The following is a 23,138-nucleotide window of genomic DNA, read 5'->3' as shown; positions in this document are numbered from 1 at the left end:
GCAGGTGAGGTGATGAAATTCATTTTGTCTCAAAAAAGAAAAGGATTTACCCTGCTTGAGGTTATGGTTGCGATGGCAATTATCGGCGTTTCCATTGGTATTTTTTTCAGCATGGTGGGTAATTCTTCCAGAATTAGAGGGAAAATCGACGATCATACAAATTCGTTGTTGCTGGCAAGGACAAAAGCAGAAGAATCCTTTTTGGGAATACTTGATGGGATATACACCAGGCTGGATGAAAAAACAATATATGAGGGGGTTACCGAAAAGGGTGTTAAATGGAAAATCATGGAAATTGATAAATATAAAGAAGCACGTATGAGAGTTATGATGGGGGAGGAGGATGAGGAGCGAGAATTACCCCCGGAAGGTTATATGGCATTAAATACGCAAGTAGAAGGGATAACGATTGATACGGTAACATTTATCGAACAGAAGAGAAATGATACTATAAAGAAAAAGAAGAAGGGGAATGAATAGTAATTATTGTAGCGTATATGATGATGCGGTTGGCATACATGACAAAAAAGGCTTCACCTTATTCGAGTTACTAATAGCGCTTTTTGTTGGTATGGTGCTTGTTATGTCAGGGGTGTATGCGATCAGAATTGGCTTGTTTTCTATGGAAAAAGAGGGCGTTTGGTTCAGTGATTCCACAAGGGAAAAAGCGGCCTTTGATTTCCTTTGGCAGCAAGCGTCTGCCCTGTATAATCAAAAACTCCCGAAAGAAAACAGACTTCTAAATGATAATGTGAAAAAAAAGAAGGATAAAATGTTTGTTGGTGAAGAAGATTTTCTTGCTTTTGTCTCGCCGCTTTCTTTAAAAAAACATTATTCACAGGGATTGGTAATTGCAAATTATAAGGTGAAAATGAATGATGAGGGCAGGTTGGATTTGATTTATGTTGAAACACGATTGAATCCAAAATTGTTAATGGATTTGGCGGAAGGATTTAAAACGAATTTTCGTATGGAATCTAACGCCGTTTTGTATGAAGAGTATACGGTATTTTTTAATGACTGTACATCCGTTGCATTTGAATATTTAGTATCTGATGAGGACGCAATGGACGATGACGTGGATATTGCAGGAGGGGAAGTGTCTCCTTCTCAACAGAGTGATAATAGTAAAGAAGGCGTGAAAGCAGTATGGAAGGGAAAAATTATAGGGAAAATCCCGAAGGCAATAAAACTAACGGTAACAAAAAATGGGGAAGAACAAACGCTTATAACTCCAATTATGGCTATGTACTCGTTTTTAGCCTATGGACAATAGTAGTTATAGGATTTATCGCATTAAGTTTTACCCGTAATACCGGTATTGCGATAAAAACCGAATTGGCGTTTACTGAGCGTATAAAAAATGTTTATGCTGCCAGAGGGGCATGTATTTATGCGATAAAAATGCTATTGCTCCCGGAAAAACAGGTTAAAAAAACAGAGGATAATAAAAAAAAGCCGCGCGGGAAAGAGAAGAAGGGACAAAGTGTACGCCAATGGGTACCAAGCAATAAACCGTATTCTGTATTGATAGGGGATAGGAATTGTGATGTGCATATTCACGATGAAAGCGGCAAAATAAACATAAATAAGATTACTGATGAGACGAAACAGGGTTTTATTAAATTCCTTTTAGCCCTGAAGATCGAAGAACATGCAGCAGAAATTATAACGGATTCTATTTTGGATTGGGTGGATGAGGATGATTTGCACCATGTAAACGGAGCAGAAAAAAATTACTACAGCTCATTACCTGAACCTTACGAACCGAAAAATGGGGCATTTGAGATAATTGAAGAGTTAACATTAGTAAAGGGCGTTACCCCGCAAGTATTTGAATTATTACGGGAGCATGTAACCATCTATGGAGCCGGCAAAATTAATGTTAATTTTGCTTCTAAGGAAGTGTTGCTTTCCGTGCCCGACATTTCACCGGAAATAGTTGATGCGATTATTCAATATAGAGATGAAAACGGGAAAATAGAAAAATTCAGAGATTTAAAGGAATTATTCAGAGGGTATGGGGTCATAGGCAAATCCTTTCAGGAAGTGACGAAATATTTAACCGTGTACGATTCAAGTTTTTTGACAATTAATGCTCTTTCGCACCCTGAAAAATCAGAAAACTCTTATGGCTCTTACAAGATGATTGTGCGGAAAGGCAGCGGTGATTTTACTATTATTGCGGTATATCCTGATTAATAAGTGTCTGGCGAAGCCTCCGACCGATAAAAAGATATTTAAACCACAGATATAGGGTGGATTAAGCGATTGCGAATCCACCTTTCCTGTAAACACTATTGGTGGATTTTTGGTATATAAAAATTTTAAAATTGTAGAACGAAGCGCCTGCTTCGTTATGAGCGAAGTTGCACTTCGCCCTACATTCAGAAAATCGCCTAAGGACTAATGCTATGAGTAGGATTCCGTTTGTTGGTGTCTTTTCCCCCAGTGGCACTGGTTTATCTTTGCACGGGGATGATCTTGTTATTACGTTTGTTTCCAGGAAACTAATCAAATTATCGTATGAAACGTTTGTAGTAAAAGATTTTTTAATTAAAGATAGCCAGCAATTAAAACCCATTTTAGTGCAACAAAAGAAATTTGCCGGAGAGATAATCCTCTCCGTGCCCAGAGAATTATGTATTATCAGAGAAATAGAATTTCCCTATGCAAATATTAAAGAATTACGGGAAGCGTTATCATATCAGTTAGATAGTTTTATTCCTTTTAATAACGAAGATGTTTATTTTGATATTCACTTGCTTTCCCGCAACCGGCACAATTCAAAGGTACTCATTGTTGCGGTAAAAAAAGAGGCATTGGATGATATATTGTTGCGTTTGAAAGCTCTCGAAATAATGCCATCTCGGGTTATTATCACACCCTTCGCATTTATTCCTCTCATAGCAGACAAACGAGGCGCTGTTGCCGTTGTTAATAAAAATAAAAAGGATTACTGCTACAGCCTGTATAAAAATAGTTTCCTGAGGTCATCGTCGATTGTGAAGAATCTGGATGAGTTGACAAAACAGGTAAAGGCGAATGCTCCCGGAGCAGTTTTTTATATAAATAACGGTGATACAATTTTGCCGGAAGACTATTCTGTTCAAACAAAACGGATGGATGAGAATGCAGAATCATATGGCGCAGCGCTTTATGGCGTTTCTGGTTATCCGTGTAATATAAGCTTAATTAAGTTAAAGAGAAAACAACGCAATCCTCAAATATCGGCAATGTGTTTTTTGACAGGCTTCTTAATATTGTTTATTTTTTTGATACCCTATATTCAGAAAATGAATAACCTTACAAGAATAAAAACCGTGGATTCAATAATTAAATCATTAAAAAAAGAGATAAAGATTGTTGAAAATACAAAAGAGAGGATGGAGTTGTTGGAGAATACGGTGATTAATGTTGACAAAATCAGCGAAAAATACATTCCAAGAATTGATATTATCCTGGAATTAGCGAGAATTTTGCCGAACGACGCCTGGGCTAAAACCATTAAAATAGATAATAATCTGTTTGAGATAGAGGGTGATGCGGTATCTTCCACCCATTTAATACCCATTCTGGAAAATTCACCTCTTTTATCAGCGATTGGTTTAGCATCTCCTGTTACCAAAACGCAGAGCGGGAGGGAGAAATTCCGGATAAAGGGTAAGGTTGAAAGGCAGTAGTGATGGAAAAACTGATTGCTGTATTGAGAAGATTTAAAGTACGAGAAAGAGTTCTGCTGATTGGTGCAATACTCGTTCTCTTTTATATTGTCATCGATAGGGCAATAATTACCCCCTTCTTTACATCAATCAATGAAACGAAGCAGAGTTTAGAAACGAAAGAAAAACTGCTGGAGAAGAGTTACTCGTTTATTGCAAATAAAAAACGATACGAAGAACGATTGAGTGAGTTGGAACAATATTATGAAAAAATGAAGAAGAAGTTTTTTTATGAGGAGACGGAAGAACTTGCATCTGCAAAATTGCAGGAGATAGTAAATAATATTGCGAAAAAAAACGGTTTGGTGGTATCGAGAAGCACTGCACTAAAGAGAAATATCATCAATAAGAATCCGTATCTCATAGCATTATCAATTAATATTGAAATAAGCGATATCGCAAGTACGGAAGAATTGCGGAATTTTCTCTATGATATCGAATATGATAACGACAAAACACTTTTTATTGACAATCTCAGAATTAAAGTATTAGGTGTTACGGCAGTGAAGGGTGCGGTTCTTAACTCGACCTTAACAGCGGTTGCCTTTATAGAAAAGAAATCATAGAATAGCATAGACTGCACCGAACAAATCCAGTAATTTCTTTGCACACTTCCATTCGTCAGTGCGTGCTTTTTGGCAAAATATTTAATGCTTGCTTCTGCAGTCGGCAATCGGCTGTTGACCAATGACTAATGAATGACAGTTACAGTATAATCGCCTCATAATAAGCGCTAATTTTCTTGACAATTCAACTTGTCAAACTAAAATGCCATAAGAACGGCGGCATTATTAATTATTTGAAAAGGAATTCGGGGAAAATAACATGAAAAAAACAAATTGCCATTTTGAATTTCTTTCGTGGTTAAAACCAATCTTCAGTTCTGCGTTTTTTTTTGCCTGTTGTTTTGTCTTGGTCAATGCGGGCTGCGGGAAAAAAGAAAGCCCTTTAACGGAAATAATTGAAATAGAACGAATAGAACCAGTTGCAGTAACGCCAGTTCCTTACGCGGTTACAATGGACACAAGGCCTCCTTTGGACATAAATGCCATTGCAGGCGTTCAAGCGCCGGAAACAACAGAAAAATCAATTCCTCCAGAAAAGCAACAAGCCGAACAACCTATTCAGGGAAAACCACTCACGGCAAATGATTATTACAACAAAGGATGTGAACTCTTTCAGCAGGGGTGGATAAACGAATCGACAGAAGCATTTAGTCTGGCGGTCAGTTTAGATCCGACGATGAAAGAAGCATTCAGGATGCTTGCTTTATCATATACTAAATCGGGCAAAGCAAACGAAGCGATTGCAAACTTCAAAAAAGTGATAGAATTAGATCCTCGCGACGCAAAAGCACTCCTTGAACTTGGAACTCTTTACTACAAGAACCGCATGGCCGATGACGCCATTGCTACCTTTGAAAAATATGTCTCGCTTGATCAAGGCAATGCCAATGTTTACTATAATATGGGATGTATTTATGGAGAAAAAAACAGGTTTGACAAAGCAGTAAAAGCATACCTTATGGCATTAACCATTAATCCGAATCATGTCCCAACGTATTACAATATCGGCGTAGCATATAATATGATGGAGAGATTTGATGAAGCCATTGAAGCGTTTAAAAAAGTTTTAAACCTTGACCCTGAAAATCATGATGCGCTGTACAATCTTGGATTTGCATATAATAAAAGTGGATTATACGGTGAATCTTTAGAAATTTGCAAAAGACTGACGGAATTAAACCCTGCAAACACCAATGTGCGCTTGTTGATGGGAGATTCATATAATAAACTCGGCAAACACGAAGAGGCGAAAAGAGAATTTGATATTTACAAAGAACTTGTATTTAAGAAATGAAATTATTTGTAACACTTTAGTTTTTTGAAAAATTCTAATAATAGCGATGTTTACCGCATAGTGTAGTGGCGAAGCATTTGCCCGTTTGGGTATGAATGCTTTTATGACAATTTGCAGCAAATACTTCGCCCCTAATTTTTCAAAAAACTAAAGTGTTACGATTATTTTGCTTATTACCACGCGTTGCGTCCTGATTGTGGATTATTTATTTTTATCCCAATTTGTGACTAAAGTTTATGGATGTTTCATTATGAAAAAAGTTTTGATTTTAATGTGCTTTTTTCTGCTAACGGGCAGTTTGTTTTCCGGCAGTTTCATTTACGCCCAAACAACACAGGGAAGTAATCAAACAGAGGAAGCCAAACAACCGCAACAATTTCAAACTTCCTCTCCCCTCCCGGAAATAACGCCATATCCACGGTCAAAACTAGAGATTATTCAATACATATTGCTGCCATTCGCCATTGGCGCATCGATCTGGCTCATCTTGCGGTTAGATAAACAGGAACAGAAAGAAAAAAACGAAAAGGAGGAAAACTAGTTTATGTGTGAAAAAAGAACCAAACTACTCTCTCTCATTGCTATTTTGGGAATAGTGTTTTTTTGCCGTGAAATGCACGCCCAATATACCATACAACTTGAGCGTCCCGGCAAACTGTTCAGTCCTGCAAAAATCCCGCTGCTTGAGAATCCGGAACGTGATGTCTGGCAAAAACCGGAATTACTGCTGGATGCGCTGGAAATCAAAAAAGGGAGCGTTGTTGCTGACATTGGAGCCGGTTCCGGATACCTTGTTATGAGACTCTTAAAACGTACCGGACCAACCGGGACTGTTTATGCCGTCGATATACAACAAGAAATGCTTGATTACATTAAAAACAGATTAAATGCGGAAGATGAAAAAACAGTTCGTCTCGTGCTGGGCGGCATGGACGACCCCTTATTGCCTGCAAATAGTATTGACACGGCAATCTTGCTAAGCATATACCATGAAATAGCGCATCCTGTCGATTTCATGAAGAAAGTGAAAGCATCACTGAAACCCGAAGGCCGGCTAGCAATTATAGAATTTAGCAAAGAGAGTCCCATTGGCCCACCGATCAATATCCGCTTGCCGGAAGAATTGGTTATCAACGAATTAAAACAGGCGGGGTTTACATTACAAAAGAAATATGACCTACTCCTTCCTTACCAGTATTTTCTGGTGTTTAGCCCAGAGGCATTATAGTCAACCTGTCCCTTAGGCTGGCACAGCCGGAATCAAACAAGCAATATATAAAAAATACGAAATTCGAAGTACGAAATACGAAACAAATCCGAATAACAAAGCATAAAATTCAAAACAAATCCAAAACTTACAATAATATGAAGCACGAAATGCGGGATACGAAAGGTGTACTTGTTTAGAATTTCAAATTATTTTGTCATTAGAAATTGTCTCGTATTTCGTGTTTCGTATTTCGGATTTCATCTAAGCCGGCACAGCCGAAATCAAACAAACACGAAATGCGGGATTCGTAATTACACTTATTCACACACCATGAAAATCAATGGAGTATATTTATGGCCAGAAAAAAAATAACCATTATTGGCGCAGGGAATGTCGGAGCCACATTGTCACAACGCCTTGCAGAAAAGGAACTCGGAGACTTGGTACTTTTAGACATAGTGCAGGATATGCCGCAAGGAAAGGCCTTGGACATCCTGGAGGCAGGTCCTGTTTATGGATATAATACGAAAATCACCGGTGCGAACGGGTATGAAGAAACAAAGGATTCGGATATAGTAGTTATCACCTCTGGTGTGTCGAGAAAACCAGGAATGAGCAGGGATGACCTGCTACAAATAAATACGGGTATCGTAAAAGGAGTTACTGAAAACATAGCAAAGACCTCGCCGAATGCCATTCTTATCATAGTGTCTAACCCACTGGATGCCATGACATATGTGGCTTACAAAATCAGCAAATTTCCCAGGCGTCGCATTATCGGAATGGCAGGCATTCTTGATGCTGCGCGTTTTAGCGCTTTTATTTCAATGGAGCTTGGTGTGTCCGTTGAAAATATCCATGCATTTGTCCTTGGAGGGCATGGGGATACTATGGTGCCCTCCACCCGGTATACCACTATTGCCGGCGTTCCTGTTGAAGAATTAATTCCACAGGAACGATTGAATGAAATTGTTGAGCGAACGAGAAATGGCGGCGCGGAAATTGTTAATTTGCTGAAAACCGGTAGCGCGTTTTACGCCCCTTCGGCAGCCGTTGTGGAAATGGTTGAGGCTGTTTTAAAAGACAAACGAAAGATAGCGCCATGCACCGCTTTGTGTGAAGGAGAATATGGAATAAATAATCTTTTTGTTGGTGTGCCGGTAATACTTGGATCCAATGGGGTTGAAGATATTTTTGAAATCAAGCTCAACGAAAAAGAGTCCGTTGCTTTACAAAAATCTGCTAATGAAGTAAAACAGCTATGCAATAAGGTTGACGCATTATTGGGACTTTAAAGCGTATCGCTTCTATTAAATAACTCACGAAGCAATCGCTTCGTGCTACAACTTTTTACGGAAAAGAGGGGGACTTTAATTCCTGGGCTAAATCCATGCGCAAAGTGGACAGTTTAGCGCAGGAATTATGTATGGTGTCTCCTGAATTACCTGCGGTTGGATTCTTTACTATTAAATCAATATGTGAAGTGTATAAAAAAAACTTATAATACCCTTCACCTCCCGACACTCTACTTCTCTTTTTACGTCATTGTTATGCAAAAAACAAACTGCCAATTAGGTGAGCCATAAGATGAAACTACTGTTGAAATATATGGATAGAATGCCTAAAATAATAATCGCAGCAAGCAGCTCTTTATTGGTTGTTTTTCTTGGCATTATAGACTATGCCTCAGGTTCCGAGATATCGTTTTCAATTTTTTATCTGTTGCCTGTGCTAATGGCAACGTGGTTCGCCAAGCGAAGATATGGAGTCGTAATCTCTGTTTTCAGTGCAATAACATGGTATCTGGCAGACATCAATTCTGGTCATGCATATTCGCATTATATAATTCCTGTCTGGAACTCGATTATGCGGTTAGGGTTCTTCTTAATTGTTACCTCCTCCATTGACAAAGTCAGAAATCTGTTAAATAAGGAAAAATCTATGGCGCGAAACGATTTTTTAACGGGAGTGGCTAATAGGCGTTTTTTTTATGAAATAGCTACAAAAGAAATAGAACGAATTGCAAGATTTATTCACACATTGTCACTTGCTTATATTGATATCGATAATTTTAAGCAGGTAAATGATACCCTTGGTCACAGTGCCGGTGATAAACTCTTGCAAGTAGTTGCTGGCACAATAAAAGAAAACATTCGATCAATTGATACAGTATCGAGACTCGGAGGTGATGAATTTGCACTTCTAATGCCAGAAACAAATGCTCAAAGTGCTATTACAGCTTTAAATAAATTACGACATGCTCTTTTAGATATGGTGCATGAAAATAATTGGCCGGTGACTTTTAGCATAGGCCTTGTCACATGCTCCGAATCTTGCAAATTGAATGAATTAATAAAAGAAGCTGATAATCTCATGTACACAATAAAAGCGAGCGGAAAAAACAGAATTGAAAATAAAGTCCACTCATTTAATAAAACAAGTGCATAACATTTCAATCAAGGCTATGGGGAGTAAACGCTGTTTGGTTTTCAACAAGCTGGTTGCCATTGCGCCGTATTGTTTTCGTTAAGAGTTCATCAACCGCTGCAGATATCTTTGCGAACTATAATTGACTGGCATTTTCAGACCAGTAGTTAAGATGCATTTTGGGTAGGATAGAATAACAATGGAGGTCTGAAAAATGAGAAAGAGTTCTAATACAGAATTTATGGCAAAAGTGGCATTAGAAGCGATCAGGGATGAAAAAACGCTAGCAGAGTTGTCATCACAGTACGAAATGCATAGGACGCAAATAGCAAAATGGCGTAAACGAGCGATAGAAGGATTAGGTGGGATATTTCAGGAGAAGGAGGCGAAGTTAGTCGGAGAGAAGGAGAAAGTAATAGATGAGTTGTATCGGCAAATAAGGAAATTGAAGGTGGAGAACGAATGGCTTAAAAAAAATCTACACAGATTGAGCATTCATGAGAAAAGGGGGATGATAGAGGTTTACAATAAGGAGTTAAGCAGTGTGACTTTTTTGTGGTTACAGAGATCAAACCGGTACTATTAGCCAGCCAGTGGTTTCGAGTGAGACCGTAAATATTTCTTAACCAAGTTGTATTCCACATACATTTCAAACCGGCTGAACTGTTGCTATGCTTACTGCACACATCCTCCCTCGGTGTCGGAATGTGTGTTGTAAACATAAAAGTTAAAGTCTTTTTAAAAAGACTAAAGAGTTACAAATATTTTAAAATATTTTTTTTGCCAAACCGCGATAATTTTCTTGACTAATTAATGTATTTTGGTAAAAGTGTGCATACAAAGGCAAACCAATCGTGAGGTTGGGACGCAAAGCCATGGGTCTTATTTTTTGGAAAGAATGCCAGGTTGCCACCTATAATGGTGTAAAAGCTGTTTATTGATCAGGCGCTGAGCCGGTAAGTATTTTGTTTGTAAAAGGTTTAGCTATAAACTTACGGTTGAATCCCTTTTATAAAATGTGATGCTTTATTGATTAGGTTCAAGATTTCAATAGGCTTTTAAGATAACCCAAAACCCAAGGCATATGTGGCATATTGTCTTGGGTTTTTTTATTTTACAATGGGTATAAAATTGTTGTTTTTGTTAGAGAAATTTTTTTTGGAAAGGAGTAAAATGATGAAAAGGAAATTAGTTTTAAGTGTATGGACGATTGTATTTACAGGTATTTATTTGTCGTTTGTAGTGGAGGGGGCTGGAGCGGATACCCTTTATAAAACCAGCCTTACCGTCAGTGATTCAAGCGCTTTTGATGGAGACAAATTAGATGCAAGTGTTGAAATAAACAAAAATGGAAAAGTAAAATTATCAATATCCAATTTAATACATCTTGATACACTACTGTATGCCAATAAAACATGTGCCTTGGTAATTGAAACAGAAGTGAACGATATCGCAAAGCCATATGAATTTCCATTTGAGATTGAAGAGGGAATTGCGTTGGAGGATATGGCCCTTGTTCTTCAATCAGGCGATAAAGTGGAGATTGTAAGCGTCGTTATTAACGAAAAGGCTTCCCCTACAGGAACCCCAACGCCTTCTCCCATTGCCGTTGCTTCTCCTTTGCCGGCAGGTTCTCCAACTCCTGTTGCAACGGCATCTCCAATTGCAACCACCTCGCCCGTTGTGACGCCTACCGCAACTGTTGCGCCATACTCAACCTCTGTTTTGGAAGTTTCGGCAGAGATATCCGGGGATGATGTTGAATTGCTGGTTCCGGGAGGTTTGATTACTGATGCCGAAATAACGCCTACACCAACGTCATTTGCCACGCCTGCGGCAACGCCAACAGAACCTTCTGCAACTCCCACATCAACACCAGTCGAGACGCCTTCTGTAATAGAGGCATATGTGAGCTTCCAGTCAAAGACGATAAATCTTAATAGTAACGGTAAGTTTATTGCCAATATAAAACTACCTTCCACGCATAATATCGAAGATATAGTATGTGAAACAGTAGTGTGTGAAGGTGCTGTTGCAATTGATTGTGATGAAAAAAAGAATAAACTTAAGGTCAAGTTTAATATAAGTGATTTAGAAGTTGGTTTAGATTTAAAAACAAGTGAATCACAAAGTGTTGAATTTACCATTACAGGGGAATTATCAGATGGTACAAAATTCGAGGGAAGCGATACCGTTAAGGTGAAGGGAAGTAAGAAGGGAAAAAACGATGACAACGACGATGAAGACGAAGACGATGATGATGGCGATAAAGGCAAGGACAAGGGAAAAGGGAAAAATCGACGCTAATGAACAATCGTAGGATTGAGATTAAATTTGAATGGTTAATCAAAGATTTTATTCGGTTAGAGGTATCGTAGAGAAAGGAAAAAACCTTTCCCAACCTCTTGAAAGAGAGGTTGGGAGGCTTTTCCTTTTGGGAATGTTGCAGACTATTAAAAAGGGTTGATTAGTAATAAAAGCTGCTGCCGATAAGATAGTTTGGTCAAAATTTGATATCACTTAGGAGGTGAAAAGGAGATTATTATGGATAATACGTTGACAAATCTTGCGCAAAGCATGTCGAATAACGTGGTTATGGCAAAACAAGCCATGGAGTCAATGAAAACGGAAGGCGCTACAATTTTAAAGCTTATTGGGGATTCTGAAAGTGTGCGGACAGATAAGGGAGCAACTAATCCTGATGGTGTTGGTAAAAATGTTGACGTTTTCGCCTAGGAACTTGTCCATAAATATGGTCAAACAAATACTAACATTTTAATTTTTTGAAAAATTCCAATAATAACATTGTCTTGCCGCACGATATAGGGGCGAAGCATTTGCAATAACTGGCATACATGCGTTCATGCCCAAACATGCAAATGCTTCGCCCCTACGGTTTCAAAAAACTAAAGTGTTACAACAAATAAGGTTCTCGAAAGAAGAACAATAAAATTCATCGTAATAGGTGGCACGGACAAACTCTGTTTGTCCGTGTTGTTATGAGTTGAAGCAATTTTACTGACAAACAAGATTATCAGTGCTACCCATCAAGCTGTCTGAGCGCAACGCAAATGCAGGCATTCCCAAACAGGGGTTTTTGGTAACGAGTCGTGTTTCTGCAATTTAATATATTACGTTGAATAGTTACTCAAAAAACTATCAAAAGGAATAAAAAGAAGAATGACTTGAATACCCTGAGAATAGCGATAAAATAATATACTATTGCAAGCAAAAAAATAATAAACTACATGGGAAATCCATAGGGAATTATACTGTAAGAGCTCACAAATAGGGATTTCTAAAATTAGATTCAACTTTTGTTGACATAAATAGTTATAGCATTTCTTAAATCACATTTTGTGAACCCCTTGAGTATAGTATAGGATAATTCATCACAATAAGAGTAATTTATGTAACTTCTCAATAAGTTGTGTTTTTTATAATAATTTCTACCTTCCACCGTCCATAATCTGCAATTTGCCGACTGTACAGTATTCCACATTAATAAAGGGAGCAGGGGAGGTGTTTACCTCAACCTATTGAGAGTTCTTAATTTATGAGGTATTTTATTACCTATCCTTCCGTAAATAGCCGCATGGTAACCGGTAAAAATGTCCCCATAAACTATCTAATCTTTATTTCATGTTAAAGATAACAAAGGTTTCAGTTGTTCGATGCGAGGTCTATGACAAGGAAAAGATTTCTATTGCTCTTGCGCAAACGTTTGACTTTTTTGGCGGCCTTGGCAATGTAATAAATAAAGGGGCAAAAGTGCTCCTGAAACCGAACTTTTTGAAAGAAAGTAACTATGGCGATTGTACGGTCACCCACCCGCTTGTTATCGAGGGAATAGCGGAAAAACTATTAGAATTTGGAGCAACGCCAATAATTGGAGACAGTCCTGCTTTTGGGGCAGTGTCAAAGATTGTCAGACGTCTGAAGCTTGATACATTTGCGGAAAAACATGGAATCGACATTGTCGAGCTTGATAACGCACGCAGGGTAAAAGCGCAATGCGGGACAAAGACCTTTAACTTAACGGTTTCCGGAAAGGCGTTAGATGTTGATGCTATTATAAATATTCCAAAACTTAAGGCGCATGTACAATTGTTATTTACCGCCGCAGTTAAAAATAGTAACTATTCAGCGAAAATAATTTAGAATTTGCTTGACAGCAGAAATGTTACAAACAAGCAATTTACCTGGTAGTGTATGTATATGTTTGTAAATGCGTTAAAACCAGGCAGCAAGATGCCGTGCATAGAGACGTGTGTGGGGTCTGTTCAGTTATAGAATTTCGAGCCCTTGTGGTGTGTTATAGAGCGAAAGAAAAGGGTGAAAAAACCTGCAGTATAATAGATGCAGTAGATAATTTCAGGCTAATTATATATACAGGTATCATCCATTGACGATAGAGAATATAGACGTAGACGCAACACTCCAAAAAGTAGAGAAGCTGCTTTCAGAAGAGAAAGGGCTGTCACCGGCGGTGAGGTCAATGATAGAGTTGTTGGTATTATTGATAACACTGCTGGTAGGACGTCTGAACCGGAACAGCCGCAACAGCAGCAAGCCTCCCTCAAGCGATCCGAATCGCAAGAAAGAAAGCAAGGCGAAGGGTGAAAGGAAGGCAGGCGGGCAAAAGGGCCGTGATGGAGTAACGCTCAAAAAGGTAGACAATCCTGATGAGGTGGAAGTAATAAAAGTAGACCGGAGGAAGTATCCGCGCAGCAAATACAAGGTGGTAGGTTACGAAGCACGCCAGGTGTTTGATATAAAGATTTCGCGTGTAGTAACGGAGTATCGTGCAGAGGTAGTAGAGGATGCGAAAGGGAACCGGATTGTAGCGTCATTTCCGGAAGGGGTAACAAAGGCGGTGCAGTATGGTCCGGATTTGAAAGCGCATGCAGTCTATATGTCGCAGTATCAATTGATACCCTACAAGAGGATACAGGAGTATTTTGAAGGACAGATTGGGATACCGCTGAGTGAAGGTTCTGTTTACAACTTTAACAGGGAAGCCTACGAGTCATTGGAACCCTTCGAAGTGAGAGCCAGGGAAGAACTTGCAAAATCAGAGGTGATGCATGTGGATGAAACTAGTATCAACAAGAATGGAGACAGGTATTGGTTGCACAGTGCATCCAATAGTTTGTGGACGTACTTTTTCCCGCATGAAAGACGTGGAACAGAAGCGATAAATAGTATCGGGATATTACCTGAATTTAAGGGGATTCTTTGCCACGACCATTTGAAGTCGTATTACACCTATAGCAACTGTACGCATGCGTTGTGTAATGCACACCACTTGAGGGAATTGGATGGTGTGTGGGAAGATGATAATAAGCAGGAGTGGGCGAAAGAGATGAAAGCATTACTTAAAGAGATAAACCGTGCGACGAGTGATGCCGGGGGAATGCTGGGAACTGATGAGTCAGAAAAATACCGGCAAAGGTATAGGAAGATACTCCAAAACGCAGAAGCCGAAAGCCCTCCTCCTGATGAAACGAACCGTAAGGGAAAAAGGGGGAGGGTAAAAAGGACAAAGGCACGGAATCTTCTGGAACGATTGAGGACGTATGAGGGTGATGTGTTGAGGTTTATGGACAATAAAAATGTTCCCTTTACGAACAATTTGGCAGAAAACGATATCAGGATGACGAAGGTTCAGCAGAAGATATCTGGCTGTTTTCGTTCTTTGGAGGGAGCGAAAATTTTCTGCCGCATTCGGAGTTATCTCTCGACCTGTCGAAAACAAGGTGTAAATTTGAGCCGGGCATTACAGATGCTATTCCGTGGCGAATTGCCTGATTTTGCTAGCTCGTAGCGACAGTGGGTGAAAATACGCTGAATAGATACCTTTTGTCTGTCTATCCTTACACGCCGTTCAGGAGTTCGTGGCTTTATACGGCAATGGCATGCGCCCCTGCCGGGGCACAAGGGATAAGGGACGCCCTTGATATTTTGATAAAAAAGGGAAGGTTAAATCCCGATGAAGATTTGAAGGTAGTCGTATTAACAGGAGATGGTGTTGCGTATGATATTGGACTCGCATCTACTTCCGGCGCTCTTTATAGGAATGTAGATTTTTATTACCTGTGTTCCGATAATGAGGCATATGGCAACACCGGTTTTCAATCTTCGGGAGCAACGCCATTTGCTTCCAATACGCGCACTACCCCGGCAGGGAAAATGAATCCGTTGGGAGAGTTATTTTATAAGAAGGATCTTTTTGAGATATGGAGAAGCCATAAACCTCCGTATCTTGCAACTATTTCTCCCGCCCATCCGGTGGATTTGATAAATAAATTTGAAAAGGCAAAACACTATAAAGGGCCAAAATTGTTTATTAATCTTTCTCCATGTCCTCCGGGCTGGCATACCGACCCGTCACATTCAGCAAAACTTGCGAAGCTTGCGGTTGATACTGGCGTTTGGGCATTGAAAGAGGCTGTTTATGGCGAAATAAGCCATACGATTATCCCCCAAAAATTTAAACCGGTTGAAGAATATTTGAGGGAACAGGGAAGATTTGCACATCTCTTTCAACCGGTAAGGCAGGAAGGGGTGATCAGTCAAATCCAGTCATTTGTGGACCGGTATTGGAAAGGAATTCAGGGTTGAAATCAGGTTGTTAGTCCCTTATAGGTAATTTCTTTGTTTTTGTTCTCAATCAACAGTCAACAGTCTGCAATTTGCCGATTGCCGACCGTTGACTGTTGACTGCTACGGAATAATAAATTCCAAGTCCCTTATATTATCTACTGCGCAAAAGGGGGATTATGCGTTCATTAAATTGTTGCAATGCCTTTGCCCGATGGCTGATTTTATTCTTAACCGATGTTGAAAATTGGGAAAGCTCTGCAAGTGTCTGATTGTAATATGGTACGAAAAAAACAGGATCGTACCCAAAACCCCCGGAACCTCTTGGTTCTTTTGCGATGAATCCTTCGCAGTAATCTTCTACCACAAATAGTAATTCGTGCGGACTTGCCAGTGCAATGGAACAGACAAATCGGGCAGCACGTTTTTCTTCGGTAAAGTTATATAATTCAGAGAGTACTTTTTGGATATTTGCTTCGTCTGTGGCGCCAGGGCCTGCATACCTGTTTGAAAGAACGCCAGGACGTCCATTTAACGCCCGTATTTCAAGTCCCGAATCATCAGCCATTGCCCATGTATTACATGCCTTTGCCAGGGTGGTTGCTTTTTTAATCGCATTGTCCCTAAAGGTTCTACCGTCTTCTTCCACCACGGGAATAAAAGGGAAATCTTCGGTACCGCGAAAAATAATGCCCGGAATGTTTCCTGCGATAGCTAATATTTCCTCTTTTTTCTTCTTATTTTGCGTGGCAATAACAATTGTCTTTGAATGAATCTCGTTTACATATGAACCCATTTCAACCTCCTGCGCTTCTTCGTATTATTAAATGGTAACCAACCGTAAAAGCACCACATTTCTTTTCCAATGAATTATAACGTGTTTATTACGTTCCCAATGCCTTTTTTTGAATTTCAGTTATCTCACAAATTCCTTTACGGGCTAATGTGAGCATTTTTGCTAATTGATCTTCATCAAAGGCGTATTCTTCGCCTGTGCCCTGTACTTCAATATATTTTCCACTGCCGGTCATTACAAAGTTCATGTCTACCTGCGCAGAGGCATCCTCTGCATAGCACAGATCCAGCAATGCGATATTATTTACAATTCCTGCGCTTATGGCTGCGACACTATTGATGAGGGGATTTTCCTTGATAACATTTTTATCGAGTAACCATTGAACAGCGTCTGCCAATGCGATATAGCTCCCTGTAATTGCGGCAGTGCGGGTACCTCCGTCAGCCTGAATTACGTCGCAATCGATCCAGATAGTTCGTTCTTTTAACAGTGTAAGATCACAAATTGCCCGTAAAGAGCGGCCTATAAGGCGTTGAATTTCGTGCGTTCTTCCGGATATCTTTCCTTTTGTGGATTCTCTTGGCACCCTGGAAGGCGTCGCGCCAGGCAATAGCGAATATTCAGCGGTAATCCATCCCGTGCCGGTATTTTTAATGTGTGGCGGTACGTATTCTTCTATTGAAGCAGTACAAATAACTTTTGTATTGCCCGATTCCACAAGTACAGACCCTGCAGAATATTTGGTAAAATTTCTTGTGATGGTAACAGGGCGTAATTCATCGTATTTGCGGTTGTCAACTCTCATGGTTTTATCTGACTAATAAAAGTTTTAAAATTGCCTTTTCAACGTGGAGTCTGTTTTCAGCCTGATCATATACGACCGAACATTTGCCATCAATCACCTCATCGGTAATTTCTTCACCCCTATGGGCAGGCAGGCAGTGCATTACCTTGACATTGTCTGCGCATTTTTTCAAAAGCGCAGCATTGACCTGATAATTTTCAAAAGCCTGTCTGCGTATTTCTGCTTCAGCTTCCTGTCCCATGCTGGTCCATGTGTCTGTATAAATAACGTTTGCATTCTCTGCCGCTTCTTCAGGATTCCGGTAAAGGTGAAGCAGGTTTTTTCCGTTCGCCATGTGTTTCAGTTCCGAAATGAAATCCGCATCGAATTCGTAGCCTTTTGGCGAGGCAATGTGGAAATCTATACCTAATTTTATGCAGGTTTGTGCAAGAGATTTTGCAACGTTGTTTCCGTCTCCAATAAAAACTATCTTTATATTCTCCAGTGTCTTGAATTTTTCCAGAATCGTATATACATCAGTGAGCGCCTGGCATGGATGGTAAAGATCCGTTAAGGCATTTATGACGGGAATAGTTGCGTATTTTGCTAATTCCAGCACCGTGTCATGTCCAAATGTGCGGATCGCTATCCCGTTTAAATAACGTGACAACACTTTTGCTACATCTTTAATTGCCTCTCTTTTGCCAAGATTAATTTCAGTTTGTGTTTGATAGATGGCATAACCGCCCAATTGAACAATTGCCACTTCCAGGGACACCCGTGTGCGCATGGAACTTTTCTCAAAGATTAGGCCGAGAATTCTTCCGCTCAGGCATTTTTCTTCAACTCCCTTTATGTGCAGGTCTTTCAACTCTTTAGTAACCTGAAAAATCTCTTCTATCTCAGGTCGCGACAGGTCGGCAATAGAAATTAAATCTTTGTTTTTCATAAAATATTTTGACACATTAATAGTTTGAGAGGACTGATTTTAAAATACCCAACCCCTCATCGATGTGTTCTTTTTTTACGTTAAGAGGGGGCATAAACCGGATAACCGTGTCATGGGTACAGTTTAGAAACAGACCCGCCTGAATACACTCTTTAATGATAGTACTTCCGTTTATAGCAAGTTCAATTCCTATCATGAGACCTACACCGCGTATTTCTTTAATAATATTGCATTGTGTTTTTAGCAAGCGCAATTGTTCCATGGCGTACTCCCCCATCTCTTTTGTATTATCCAGCAGGTTTTCTTTCTCAATGGTTTCAAACACAGCGACTCCTGCTGCACATGCGAGGGGGTTTCCTCCAAAGGTGGAAGCATGGCTACCCGGAACGAGGTCTTTGGCTACTTCTTTTTTTGCCGTCATAGCCCCGATTGCGACTCCGCCGCCCAGCGCCTTTGCCAATGTCATAATGTCCGGCTCAATGCCATAATGTTGATAAGCAAAGTATTTGCCCGTTCTTCCCATTCCGCATTGTACTTCATCGAGGATTAACAGCAATCCTTTTTCATTGCAGATATTTCTTATATCCCTCAGAAATTCATTTGTTGCGATATTAATGCCGCCCTCTCCCTGAATTGTTTCCAGCATGATTGCACAGGTCTTGTCGTCAATAGCATTTCGCAATGCCTCCATGTCATTAAAAGGAACATAGGAGAACCCTTCAACAAGCGGCGCAAACCCCTTGTGATATTTTGGTTGTGCAGTTGCTGTTACCGTGGCAATCGTCCTGCCGTGGAATGAGTCGGAGAAGGTAATGATTTTGTATTTTCCCCTCGCAGAGTTATGAATACGTGCAAGTTTAATAGCCGCTTCATTTGCCTCTGCACCGCTGTTACAAAAAAAGCATTGCCCTCCAAACGATTTTTCAGAGATATATTTTGCCAGCATGCCCTGCGGCTCAGTGTAATAAATGTTCGGGGCATGCTGCAGCTTTGCCGCCTGGTTTTGAATGGCTTTTACCGTCGCGGGATGGCAATGCCCAAGGAGACTGACAGCCCAACCTGAAAAAAGATCAAGGTAGCGTTTGCCTTCAGCGTCCCATATTTCCACACCATTCCCCTTTACCAGCAATATCGGATTTCTTATGTAATTGGGAATAACGTAGCGTTCATAAATTTTTTGGATTTCTTGCGTATTCATTACAGTGAATTATTTCAAAAATACAGATAAATGGGAAATAAAAAAACTACGCAACTGTTTCGCTTTTTCTAAAAAACAAGTTGTTACAAAACTGCAATACCGGTGGTTAAACAATAATCTGAGTTCCCACCCCTTTATCGGTAAAAATCTCCAGCAAAAGTGCATGGGGTATTTGTCCGTTAATGATATGCGCCTTTTTAACACCTGCTTTTACGGCAGCAATACAGGCGAATACCTTGGGAAGCATTCCTCCGTTAATAATTTTTTTATCAATAAGCGAATGTGCCTCGTCCTCATGCAGAGTGGAAACAAAAGAAGTTTCGTCGTTTGGTCTTGTCATAATACCATGGGTATTCGACAAAAACACGAGTTTTTCCGCCCCCAACGCCTTTGCGAGAAATGCCGCAACGCTATCTGCGTTAATGTTATATATTTCCCCGTCGTTTCCTTTTGCCAGAGGCGGTACAATAGGTATTGTACATTCACTGCATAAGCTTAAAAATCTTTCTCTGATGATAGAGGTCACCTTGCCCACATAACCAATATCAAGCTGATTTGTGGTGCCGTCATCTTCCTTCACTTCTATATAATGTTTTTCAGCAGTAATCGGGCAATATCCGTCTTCCCATACACATACAGCATCATTACCCATTTCAGAGATTTTTTTAACCATAGAAGCCCCTATCTGGTCAACAAGTACGGTTTTTGCAATTTCAAGGGTCTCGCGGTCGGTAATGCGATGTCCATCGACGAATTTCGGACGTAAGCCTCTTCTTTCCATTTCCCTGCTAATATGTGGCCCCCCGCCATGTACCAGGATTGGCATCATGCCTACCGTTTTCATAAATACCGTGTCCTGCAGTACGTTTGTGAGAACCTTGTCGTCTGACATAGCGCTTCCGCCAAATTTGATAATGACAATCTTGTCTTTGAATCTTTTAATATATGGGAGCGCCTCTAAAAGTATACCGGCTTTTTGAATAGCAGTTTCCATGGATATTTGATCATTCATATAATAAAAAAAAGGTATGTTTTCATTAAATAAAAAGAAGCGGGTGATTATAACAAAAGAGGCTTTCGTGTCAAGTTTAAACAAAAGCGTAAGTAAAACTCAATCAAAAGTTTTTGTGACACTTTAATTTTATGAAAAACCCCTGACAGGGTTAATAATACTGTTTCACATGGTGTTTCAAACGTGTAAGGGTTGAAGGTGCGGTTTATATGTAACGATCCACCAGGAATACAGGTCGTCCCCAATCTCCGCAGGCTTGGTCAAATGAAAAATTGTACGGATGGCGATATCTGAACAAACCACATCCCAGGAAAGAGCGTTTGCGGTTTTTTGAAAAAATTCATTTCAGAAAACGCTTCATCACGATAAAAGAGGTTTTTTCCTGCCATCAGCCCCATTCCCTCAAAATTTCCTTGATATTGCACATCAAATGCAGTACTTATTTGAGCTTATGACAAATGCATTCCATTTTCCTATATAAAAAGTAGACATGGGATCAATTATTTTTCCTAATATTAAGATGGGAGCATATTAGGAATAAATGAAGAAATTAGAGAAATTAGGGATGGCTTCCATATTTCTTGTTTGATTTTGTGGAAAAATAAGGGAAGTGTCAACTTCTCTTTTATTTTCCCGAGGCATTACGGGCAGAATTTAAAAATTTAATATCCTATATTTTTTTTAGTAAGAGGCAATTATTTTTTACGGTTTCCCTATCAGTATCCGCAAAATCTTCTCTTAAAAACTTCCTTTTGACGCTATTGTATACTTTTAAAGTAAAAAATGGTTATAAATACAGCAGAAAGATAAAAACACTGGATAAAGAAAGGTAAAATACGATACAATTTATAAATAATTTTTGCTCTCATATCGCCCTTGGTAAAAAAAGCAATTTTCCTATTAATTCACCCAGAGCTTTATATGATAAATTGTAAAAGTGTTTGCCAGGCATTCATGCCTGTTCTATTTCTCCTCCTTTGCATACGCAGTATTCCCGCGCAGGAAAGGAATGACGTACAGCAAAATACTGTGCATCATGACACCACCATCTATTACGATCAAACTCTCTCTTCTCCGGAGGGATTAGCAACAAAGGAGAAGCAATTCCATGATAAGCTTCCCAATGTTGAAGATACCACACACAGACCAACATATGTTATTACAATTCATCGAATGATTGATGGTGGATTAAACAGTTCTATTCAACGTCGTGTCGATAGCGCAAAAGACAAAAATGCAGGCCTGATCATTTTTGATATTGATACCTTTGGGGGACGGCTGGACGCAGCTATGGAAATATCTGAGTTTATATCAGACCTTAAAGAGGCAAAAACAGTAGCGTTTATTTCCCATAAAGCAATTTCTGCCGGTGCATTAATAGCACTATCATGCAATGACATCATTATGGCTCCTGAGGCGGAACTCGGTGACTGTGAACCAATTTTACCGACGACCGAAGGCGGGTATAAATCTGCCGGAGAAAAGATACAGACTGTTTTAAGGACAAAATTCAGAAAATTTGCAGAAAAAAACGGATATCCAGTCCTCTTAGCAGAAGCTATGGTCACAAGTGAGATTGAAGTTTACCGGATTGAAACCGAGGAAAATCCCGAGGGTTTCTATATAAGCTCCAGGGAATTGAAAGAGATGGGTGAAGAGGATCAAAAGAAGATAAAAAAAAAGAAACTTATCGTTGAAGAGGGGAAACTTCTTACCATGCATACTCGCGAGGCATTTGAATTCGGATTTGCAAGACACATAGTTGAAGACCGTGACGCCCTCTTTGCTTTGTATGGTGTAAACAAAAATGACGTAACAGAACTGGAAACCAATTGGTCGGAAGAGATGGTACGGTTTCTGGAAAAGATTGCTCCTGTTTTGCTGACAATTGGCATTATTGCCCTCTATTTAGAATTTAATTCACCCGGATTTGGTATTCCAGGTTTAATCGGTATCGTATGTTTCGCAACAATTTTTTTAAGTAAATATCTGGTGGGTTTGGCAGAAGCGCCTGAAATAATTATCTTTTTTTTGGGAATCGCTCTTATAGCCGCTGAAATATTCTTAATACCCGGTTTTGGTATAACGGGAATTGCCGGTATTATACTCGTATTCATAGGGCTTATACTGTCTTTTCAGGATTTTACCTTCCCACGCACCCCATTTGATTCTGGAGAGTTACGCAAAAATCTTTTGATGATAATCGGCAGTTTCCTTACCAGCGCATTGGCAATTGTGTTGCTATTAAAACATATGCCCGGGATTCCAATATTCAGGAGATTAATATTAACAACAGCCGAAACACCAGAGTACGGATTTAAGAACGTTACAACCCCAGCGTATGCTGACCTCATTGGTACGAAAGGCATAGCAATAACACCATTGCATCCGTCTGGCCGTATAGAAGTAGGTGAAAAGGTTCTTGATGTTGTAACACAGGGAGATTTTATTGACAAAGGACAAAGAGTGGAAATCGTAAAAGTAGAAGGAAATCGCATTGTGGTAAAAACTGTTTGATACGGTTGTTTCAAAACCCGAACGCATTAAGCGCCACCTGAAGATACTATACTCTAAACG

Annotated in this window: 22 protein-coding genes and 1 riboswitch; of the genes, 17 read left to right on the top strand and 5 right to left on the bottom strand. The window is 39.7% G+C overall.

Annotation, left to right across the window (positions count from 1 at the left end):
- Positions 1–12: 12 nt before the first annotated feature.
- The 16 genes from QZT26_RS01175 (at position 13) to QZT26_RS01100 (ending at position 15,843) form a co-directional block, all read left to right on the top strand.
- Positions 13–480, top strand: coding sequence for a prepilin-type N-terminal cleavage/methylation domain-containing protein (locus tag QZT26_RS01175; protein WP_099326373.1), 468 nt, complete (start codon positions 13–15; stop codon positions 478–480).
- A complete protein-coding gene (locus tag QZT26_RS01170; RefSeq protein WP_099326374.1) occupies positions 473–1,276 on the top strand; it encodes a prepilin-type N-terminal cleavage/methylation domain-containing protein in 804 nt (267 codons plus the stop codon). The genes QZT26_RS01175 and QZT26_RS01170 overlap by 8 nt, the downstream gene beginning before the upstream one ends.
- A gap of 128 nt (positions 1,277–1,404) precedes the next feature.
- Complete coding sequence (locus QZT26_RS01165) at positions 1,405–2,202, top strand: general secretion pathway protein GspK (RefSeq protein ID WP_295100123.1); 798 nt, start codon at positions 1,405–1,407, stop codon at positions 2,200–2,202.
- Positions 2,203–2,414: 212 nt separating this feature from the next.
- Positions 2,415–3,683, top strand: a complete 1,269-nt coding sequence (locus QZT26_RS01160) for a PilN domain-containing protein (protein WP_295100106.1) — start codon at positions 2,415–2,417, stop codon at positions 3,681–3,683.
- Between the two features lie 2 nt (positions 3,684–3,685).
- Positions 3,686–4,288, top strand: coding sequence for a type II secretion system protein GspM (gspM, locus tag QZT26_RS01155; RefSeq protein WP_099326377.1), 603 nt, complete (start codon positions 3,686–3,688; stop codon positions 4,286–4,288).
- A gap of 259 nt (positions 4,289–4,547) precedes the next feature.
- Complete coding sequence (locus QZT26_RS01150; protein ID WP_099326378.1) at positions 4,548–5,582, top strand: tetratricopeptide repeat protein; 1,035 nt, start codon at positions 4,548–4,550, stop codon at positions 5,580–5,582.
- 250 nt (positions 5,583–5,832) lie between these two features.
- A complete protein-coding gene (locus QZT26_RS01145; protein ID WP_157820684.1) occupies positions 5,833–6,123 on the top strand; it encodes a hypothetical protein in 291 nt (96 codons plus the stop codon).
- Positions 6,124–6,126: 3 nt separating this feature from the next.
- A complete protein-coding gene (locus tag QZT26_RS01140; RefSeq protein WP_099326380.1) occupies positions 6,127–6,810 on the top strand; it encodes a class I SAM-dependent methyltransferase in 684 nt (227 codons plus the stop codon).
- Positions 6,811–7,145: 335 nt separating this feature from the next.
- Positions 7,146–8,087, top strand: coding sequence for a malate dehydrogenase (gene mdh / locus QZT26_RS01135; RefSeq protein WP_099326381.1), 942 nt, complete (start codon positions 7,146–7,148; stop codon positions 8,085–8,087).
- Between the two features lie 646 nt (positions 8,088–8,733).
- A complete protein-coding gene (locus QZT26_RS01130) occupies positions 8,734–9,240 on the top strand; it encodes a GGDEF domain-containing protein (protein WP_295100102.1) in 507 nt (168 codons plus the stop codon).
- Positions 9,241–9,433: 193 nt separating this feature from the next.
- Positions 9,434–9,805, top strand: coding sequence for a hypothetical protein (locus tag QZT26_RS01125; protein ID WP_099326383.1), 372 nt, complete (start codon positions 9,434–9,436; stop codon positions 9,803–9,805).
- 246 nt (positions 9,806–10,051) lie between these two features.
- A riboswitch (cyclic di-GMP riboswitch) is annotated at positions 10,052–10,133 on the top strand.
- A gap of 259 nt (positions 10,134–10,392) precedes the next feature.
- Positions 10,393–11,526 carry a hypothetical protein gene (locus QZT26_RS01120; RefSeq protein ID WP_295100100.1) on the top strand — a complete coding sequence of 378 codons (1,134 nt, stop codon included), beginning with the start codon at positions 10,393–10,395 and terminating at the stop codon, positions 11,524–11,526.
- Positions 11,527–11,763: 237 nt separating this feature from the next.
- Complete coding sequence (locus QZT26_RS01115; protein ID WP_099326385.1) at positions 11,764–11,955, top strand: hypothetical protein; 192 nt, start codon at positions 11,764–11,766, stop codon at positions 11,953–11,955.
- Between the two features lie 906 nt (positions 11,956–12,861).
- A complete protein-coding gene (locus QZT26_RS01110) occupies positions 12,862–13,380 on the top strand; it encodes a DUF362 domain-containing protein (protein ID WP_295100099.1) in 519 nt (172 codons plus the stop codon).
- Positions 13,381–13,624: 244 nt separating this feature from the next.
- Positions 13,625–15,046 (top strand): IS66 family transposase, encoded by a 1,422-nt coding sequence (locus QZT26_RS01105; RefSeq protein ID WP_099323701.1) that lies wholly within the window; start codon positions 13,625–13,627, stop codon positions 15,044–15,046.
- 5 nt (positions 15,047–15,051) lie between these two features.
- Positions 15,052–15,843, top strand: a complete 792-nt coding sequence (locus QZT26_RS01100) for a thiamine pyrophosphate-dependent enzyme (protein ID WP_099325954.1) — start codon at positions 15,052–15,054, stop codon at positions 15,841–15,843.
- Positions 15,844–15,976: 133 nt separating this feature from the next.
- On the opposite strand, the gene rdgB is transcribed toward QZT26_RS01100, so the two are convergent.
- From rdgB to argB, 5 genes are all read right to left on the bottom strand, one after another.
- Positions 15,977–16,618: an RdgB/HAM1 family non-canonical purine NTP pyrophosphatase gene (gene rdgB / locus QZT26_RS01095; RefSeq protein WP_099325953.1), complete on the bottom strand. Its 642-nt coding sequence runs from the start codon at positions 16,616–16,618 to the stop codon at positions 15,977–15,979.
- A gap of 88 nt (positions 16,619–16,706) precedes the next feature.
- Positions 16,707–17,423 carry a ribonuclease PH gene (rph, locus tag QZT26_RS01090; RefSeq protein WP_164995445.1) on the bottom strand — a complete coding sequence of 239 codons (717 nt, stop codon included), beginning with the start codon at positions 17,421–17,423 and terminating at the stop codon, positions 16,707–16,709.
- A 4-nt stretch (positions 17,424–17,427) separates the two neighbouring features.
- A complete protein-coding gene (gene argF, locus QZT26_RS01085) occupies positions 17,428–18,351 on the bottom strand; it encodes an ornithine carbamoyltransferase (protein ID WP_164995446.1) in 924 nt (307 codons plus the stop codon).
- A gap of 16 nt (positions 18,352–18,367) precedes the next feature.
- Positions 18,368–19,549 (bottom strand): aspartate aminotransferase family protein, encoded by a 1,182-nt coding sequence (locus tag QZT26_RS01080; RefSeq protein WP_164995447.1) that lies wholly within the window; start codon positions 19,547–19,549, stop codon positions 18,368–18,370.
- A 106-nt stretch (positions 19,550–19,655) separates the two neighbouring features.
- Positions 19,656–20,543: an acetylglutamate kinase gene (gene argB / locus QZT26_RS01075; RefSeq protein ID WP_157820623.1), complete on the bottom strand. Its 888-nt coding sequence runs from the start codon at positions 20,541–20,543 to the stop codon at positions 19,656–19,658.
- A gap of 939 nt (positions 20,544–21,482) precedes the next feature.
- Between argB and QZT26_RS01070 the strand changes: the two genes are divergently transcribed.
- Positions 21,483–23,078: an NfeD family protein gene (locus tag QZT26_RS01070; RefSeq protein ID WP_164995448.1), complete on the top strand. Its 1,596-nt coding sequence runs from the start codon at positions 21,483–21,485 to the stop codon at positions 23,076–23,078.
- The last annotated feature ends 60 nt before the right edge of the window (positions 23,079–23,138 follow it).

The organism is uncultured Candidatus Kuenenia sp. (assembly GCF_900696675.1).
GTDB classification, from domain to species: Bacteria; Planctomycetota; Brocadiia; order Brocadiales; family Brocadiaceae; genus Kuenenia; species Kuenenia stuttgartiensis_A.
This window is presented reverse-complemented; position numbering and strand designations above follow the sequence as displayed.

Coding starts and splice junctions, on each gene's coding strand:
- QZT26_RS01175 (WP_099326373.1), top strand. CDS start 13: ATGAAATTCATTTTGTCTCAAAAAAGAAAAGGATTTACCCTGCTTGAG.
- QZT26_RS01170 (WP_099326374.1), top strand. CDS start 473: ATGAATAGTAATTATTGTAGCGTATATGATGATGCGGTTGGCATACAT.
- QZT26_RS01165 (WP_295100123.1), top strand. CDS start 1,405: ATGCTATTGCTCCCGGAAAAACAGGTTAAAAAAACAGAGGATAATAAA.
- QZT26_RS01160 (WP_295100106.1), top strand. CDS start 2,415: ATGAGTAGGATTCCGTTTGTTGGTGTCTTTTCCCCCAGTGGCACTGGT.
- gspM (WP_099326377.1), top strand. CDS start 3,686: ATGGAAAAACTGATTGCTGTATTGAGAAGATTTAAAGTACGAGAAAGA.
- QZT26_RS01150 (WP_099326378.1), top strand. CDS start 4,548: ATGAAAAAAACAAATTGCCATTTTGAATTTCTTTCGTGGTTAAAACCA.
- QZT26_RS01145 (WP_157820684.1), top strand. CDS start 5,833: ATGAAAAAAGTTTTGATTTTAATGTGCTTTTTTCTGCTAACGGGCAGT.
- QZT26_RS01140 (WP_099326380.1), top strand. CDS start 6,127: ATGTGTGAAAAAAGAACCAAACTACTCTCTCTCATTGCTATTTTGGGA.
- mdh (WP_099326381.1), top strand. CDS start 7,146: ATGGCCAGAAAAAAAATAACCATTATTGGCGCAGGGAATGTCGGAGCC.
- QZT26_RS01130 (WP_295100102.1), top strand. CDS start 8,734: ATGGCGCGAAACGATTTTTTAACGGGAGTGGCTAATAGGCGTTTTTTT.
- QZT26_RS01125 (WP_099326383.1), top strand. CDS start 9,434: ATGAGAAAGAGTTCTAATACAGAATTTATGGCAAAAGTGGCATTAGAA.
- QZT26_RS01120 (WP_295100100.1), top strand. CDS start 10,393: ATGATGAAAAGGAAATTAGTTTTAAGTGTATGGACGATTGTATTTACA.
- QZT26_RS01115 (WP_099326385.1), top strand. CDS start 11,764: ATGGATAATACGTTGACAAATCTTGCGCAAAGCATGTCGAATAACGTG.
- QZT26_RS01110 (WP_295100099.1), top strand. CDS start 12,862: ATGTTAAAGATAACAAAGGTTTCAGTTGTTCGATGCGAGGTCTATGAC.
- rdgB (WP_099325953.1), bottom strand. CDS start 16,618: ATGGGTTCATATGTAAACGAGATTCATTCAAAGACAATTGTTATTGCC.
- rph (WP_164995445.1), bottom strand. CDS start 17,423: ATGAGAGTTGACAACCGCAAATACGATGAATTACGCCCTGTTACCATC.
- argF (WP_164995446.1), bottom strand. CDS start 18,351: ATGAAAAACAAAGATTTAATTTCTATTGCCGACCTGTCGCGACCTGAG.
- QZT26_RS01080 (WP_164995447.1), bottom strand. CDS start 19,549: ATGAATACGCAAGAAATCCAAAAAATTTATGAACGCTACGTTATTCCC.
- argB (WP_157820623.1), bottom strand. CDS start 20,543: ATGGAAACTGCTATTCAAAAAGCCGGTATACTTTTAGAGGCGCTCCCA.
- QZT26_RS01070 (WP_164995448.1), top strand. CDS start 21,483: ATGATAAATTGTAAAAGTGTTTGCCAGGCATTCATGCCTGTTCTATTT.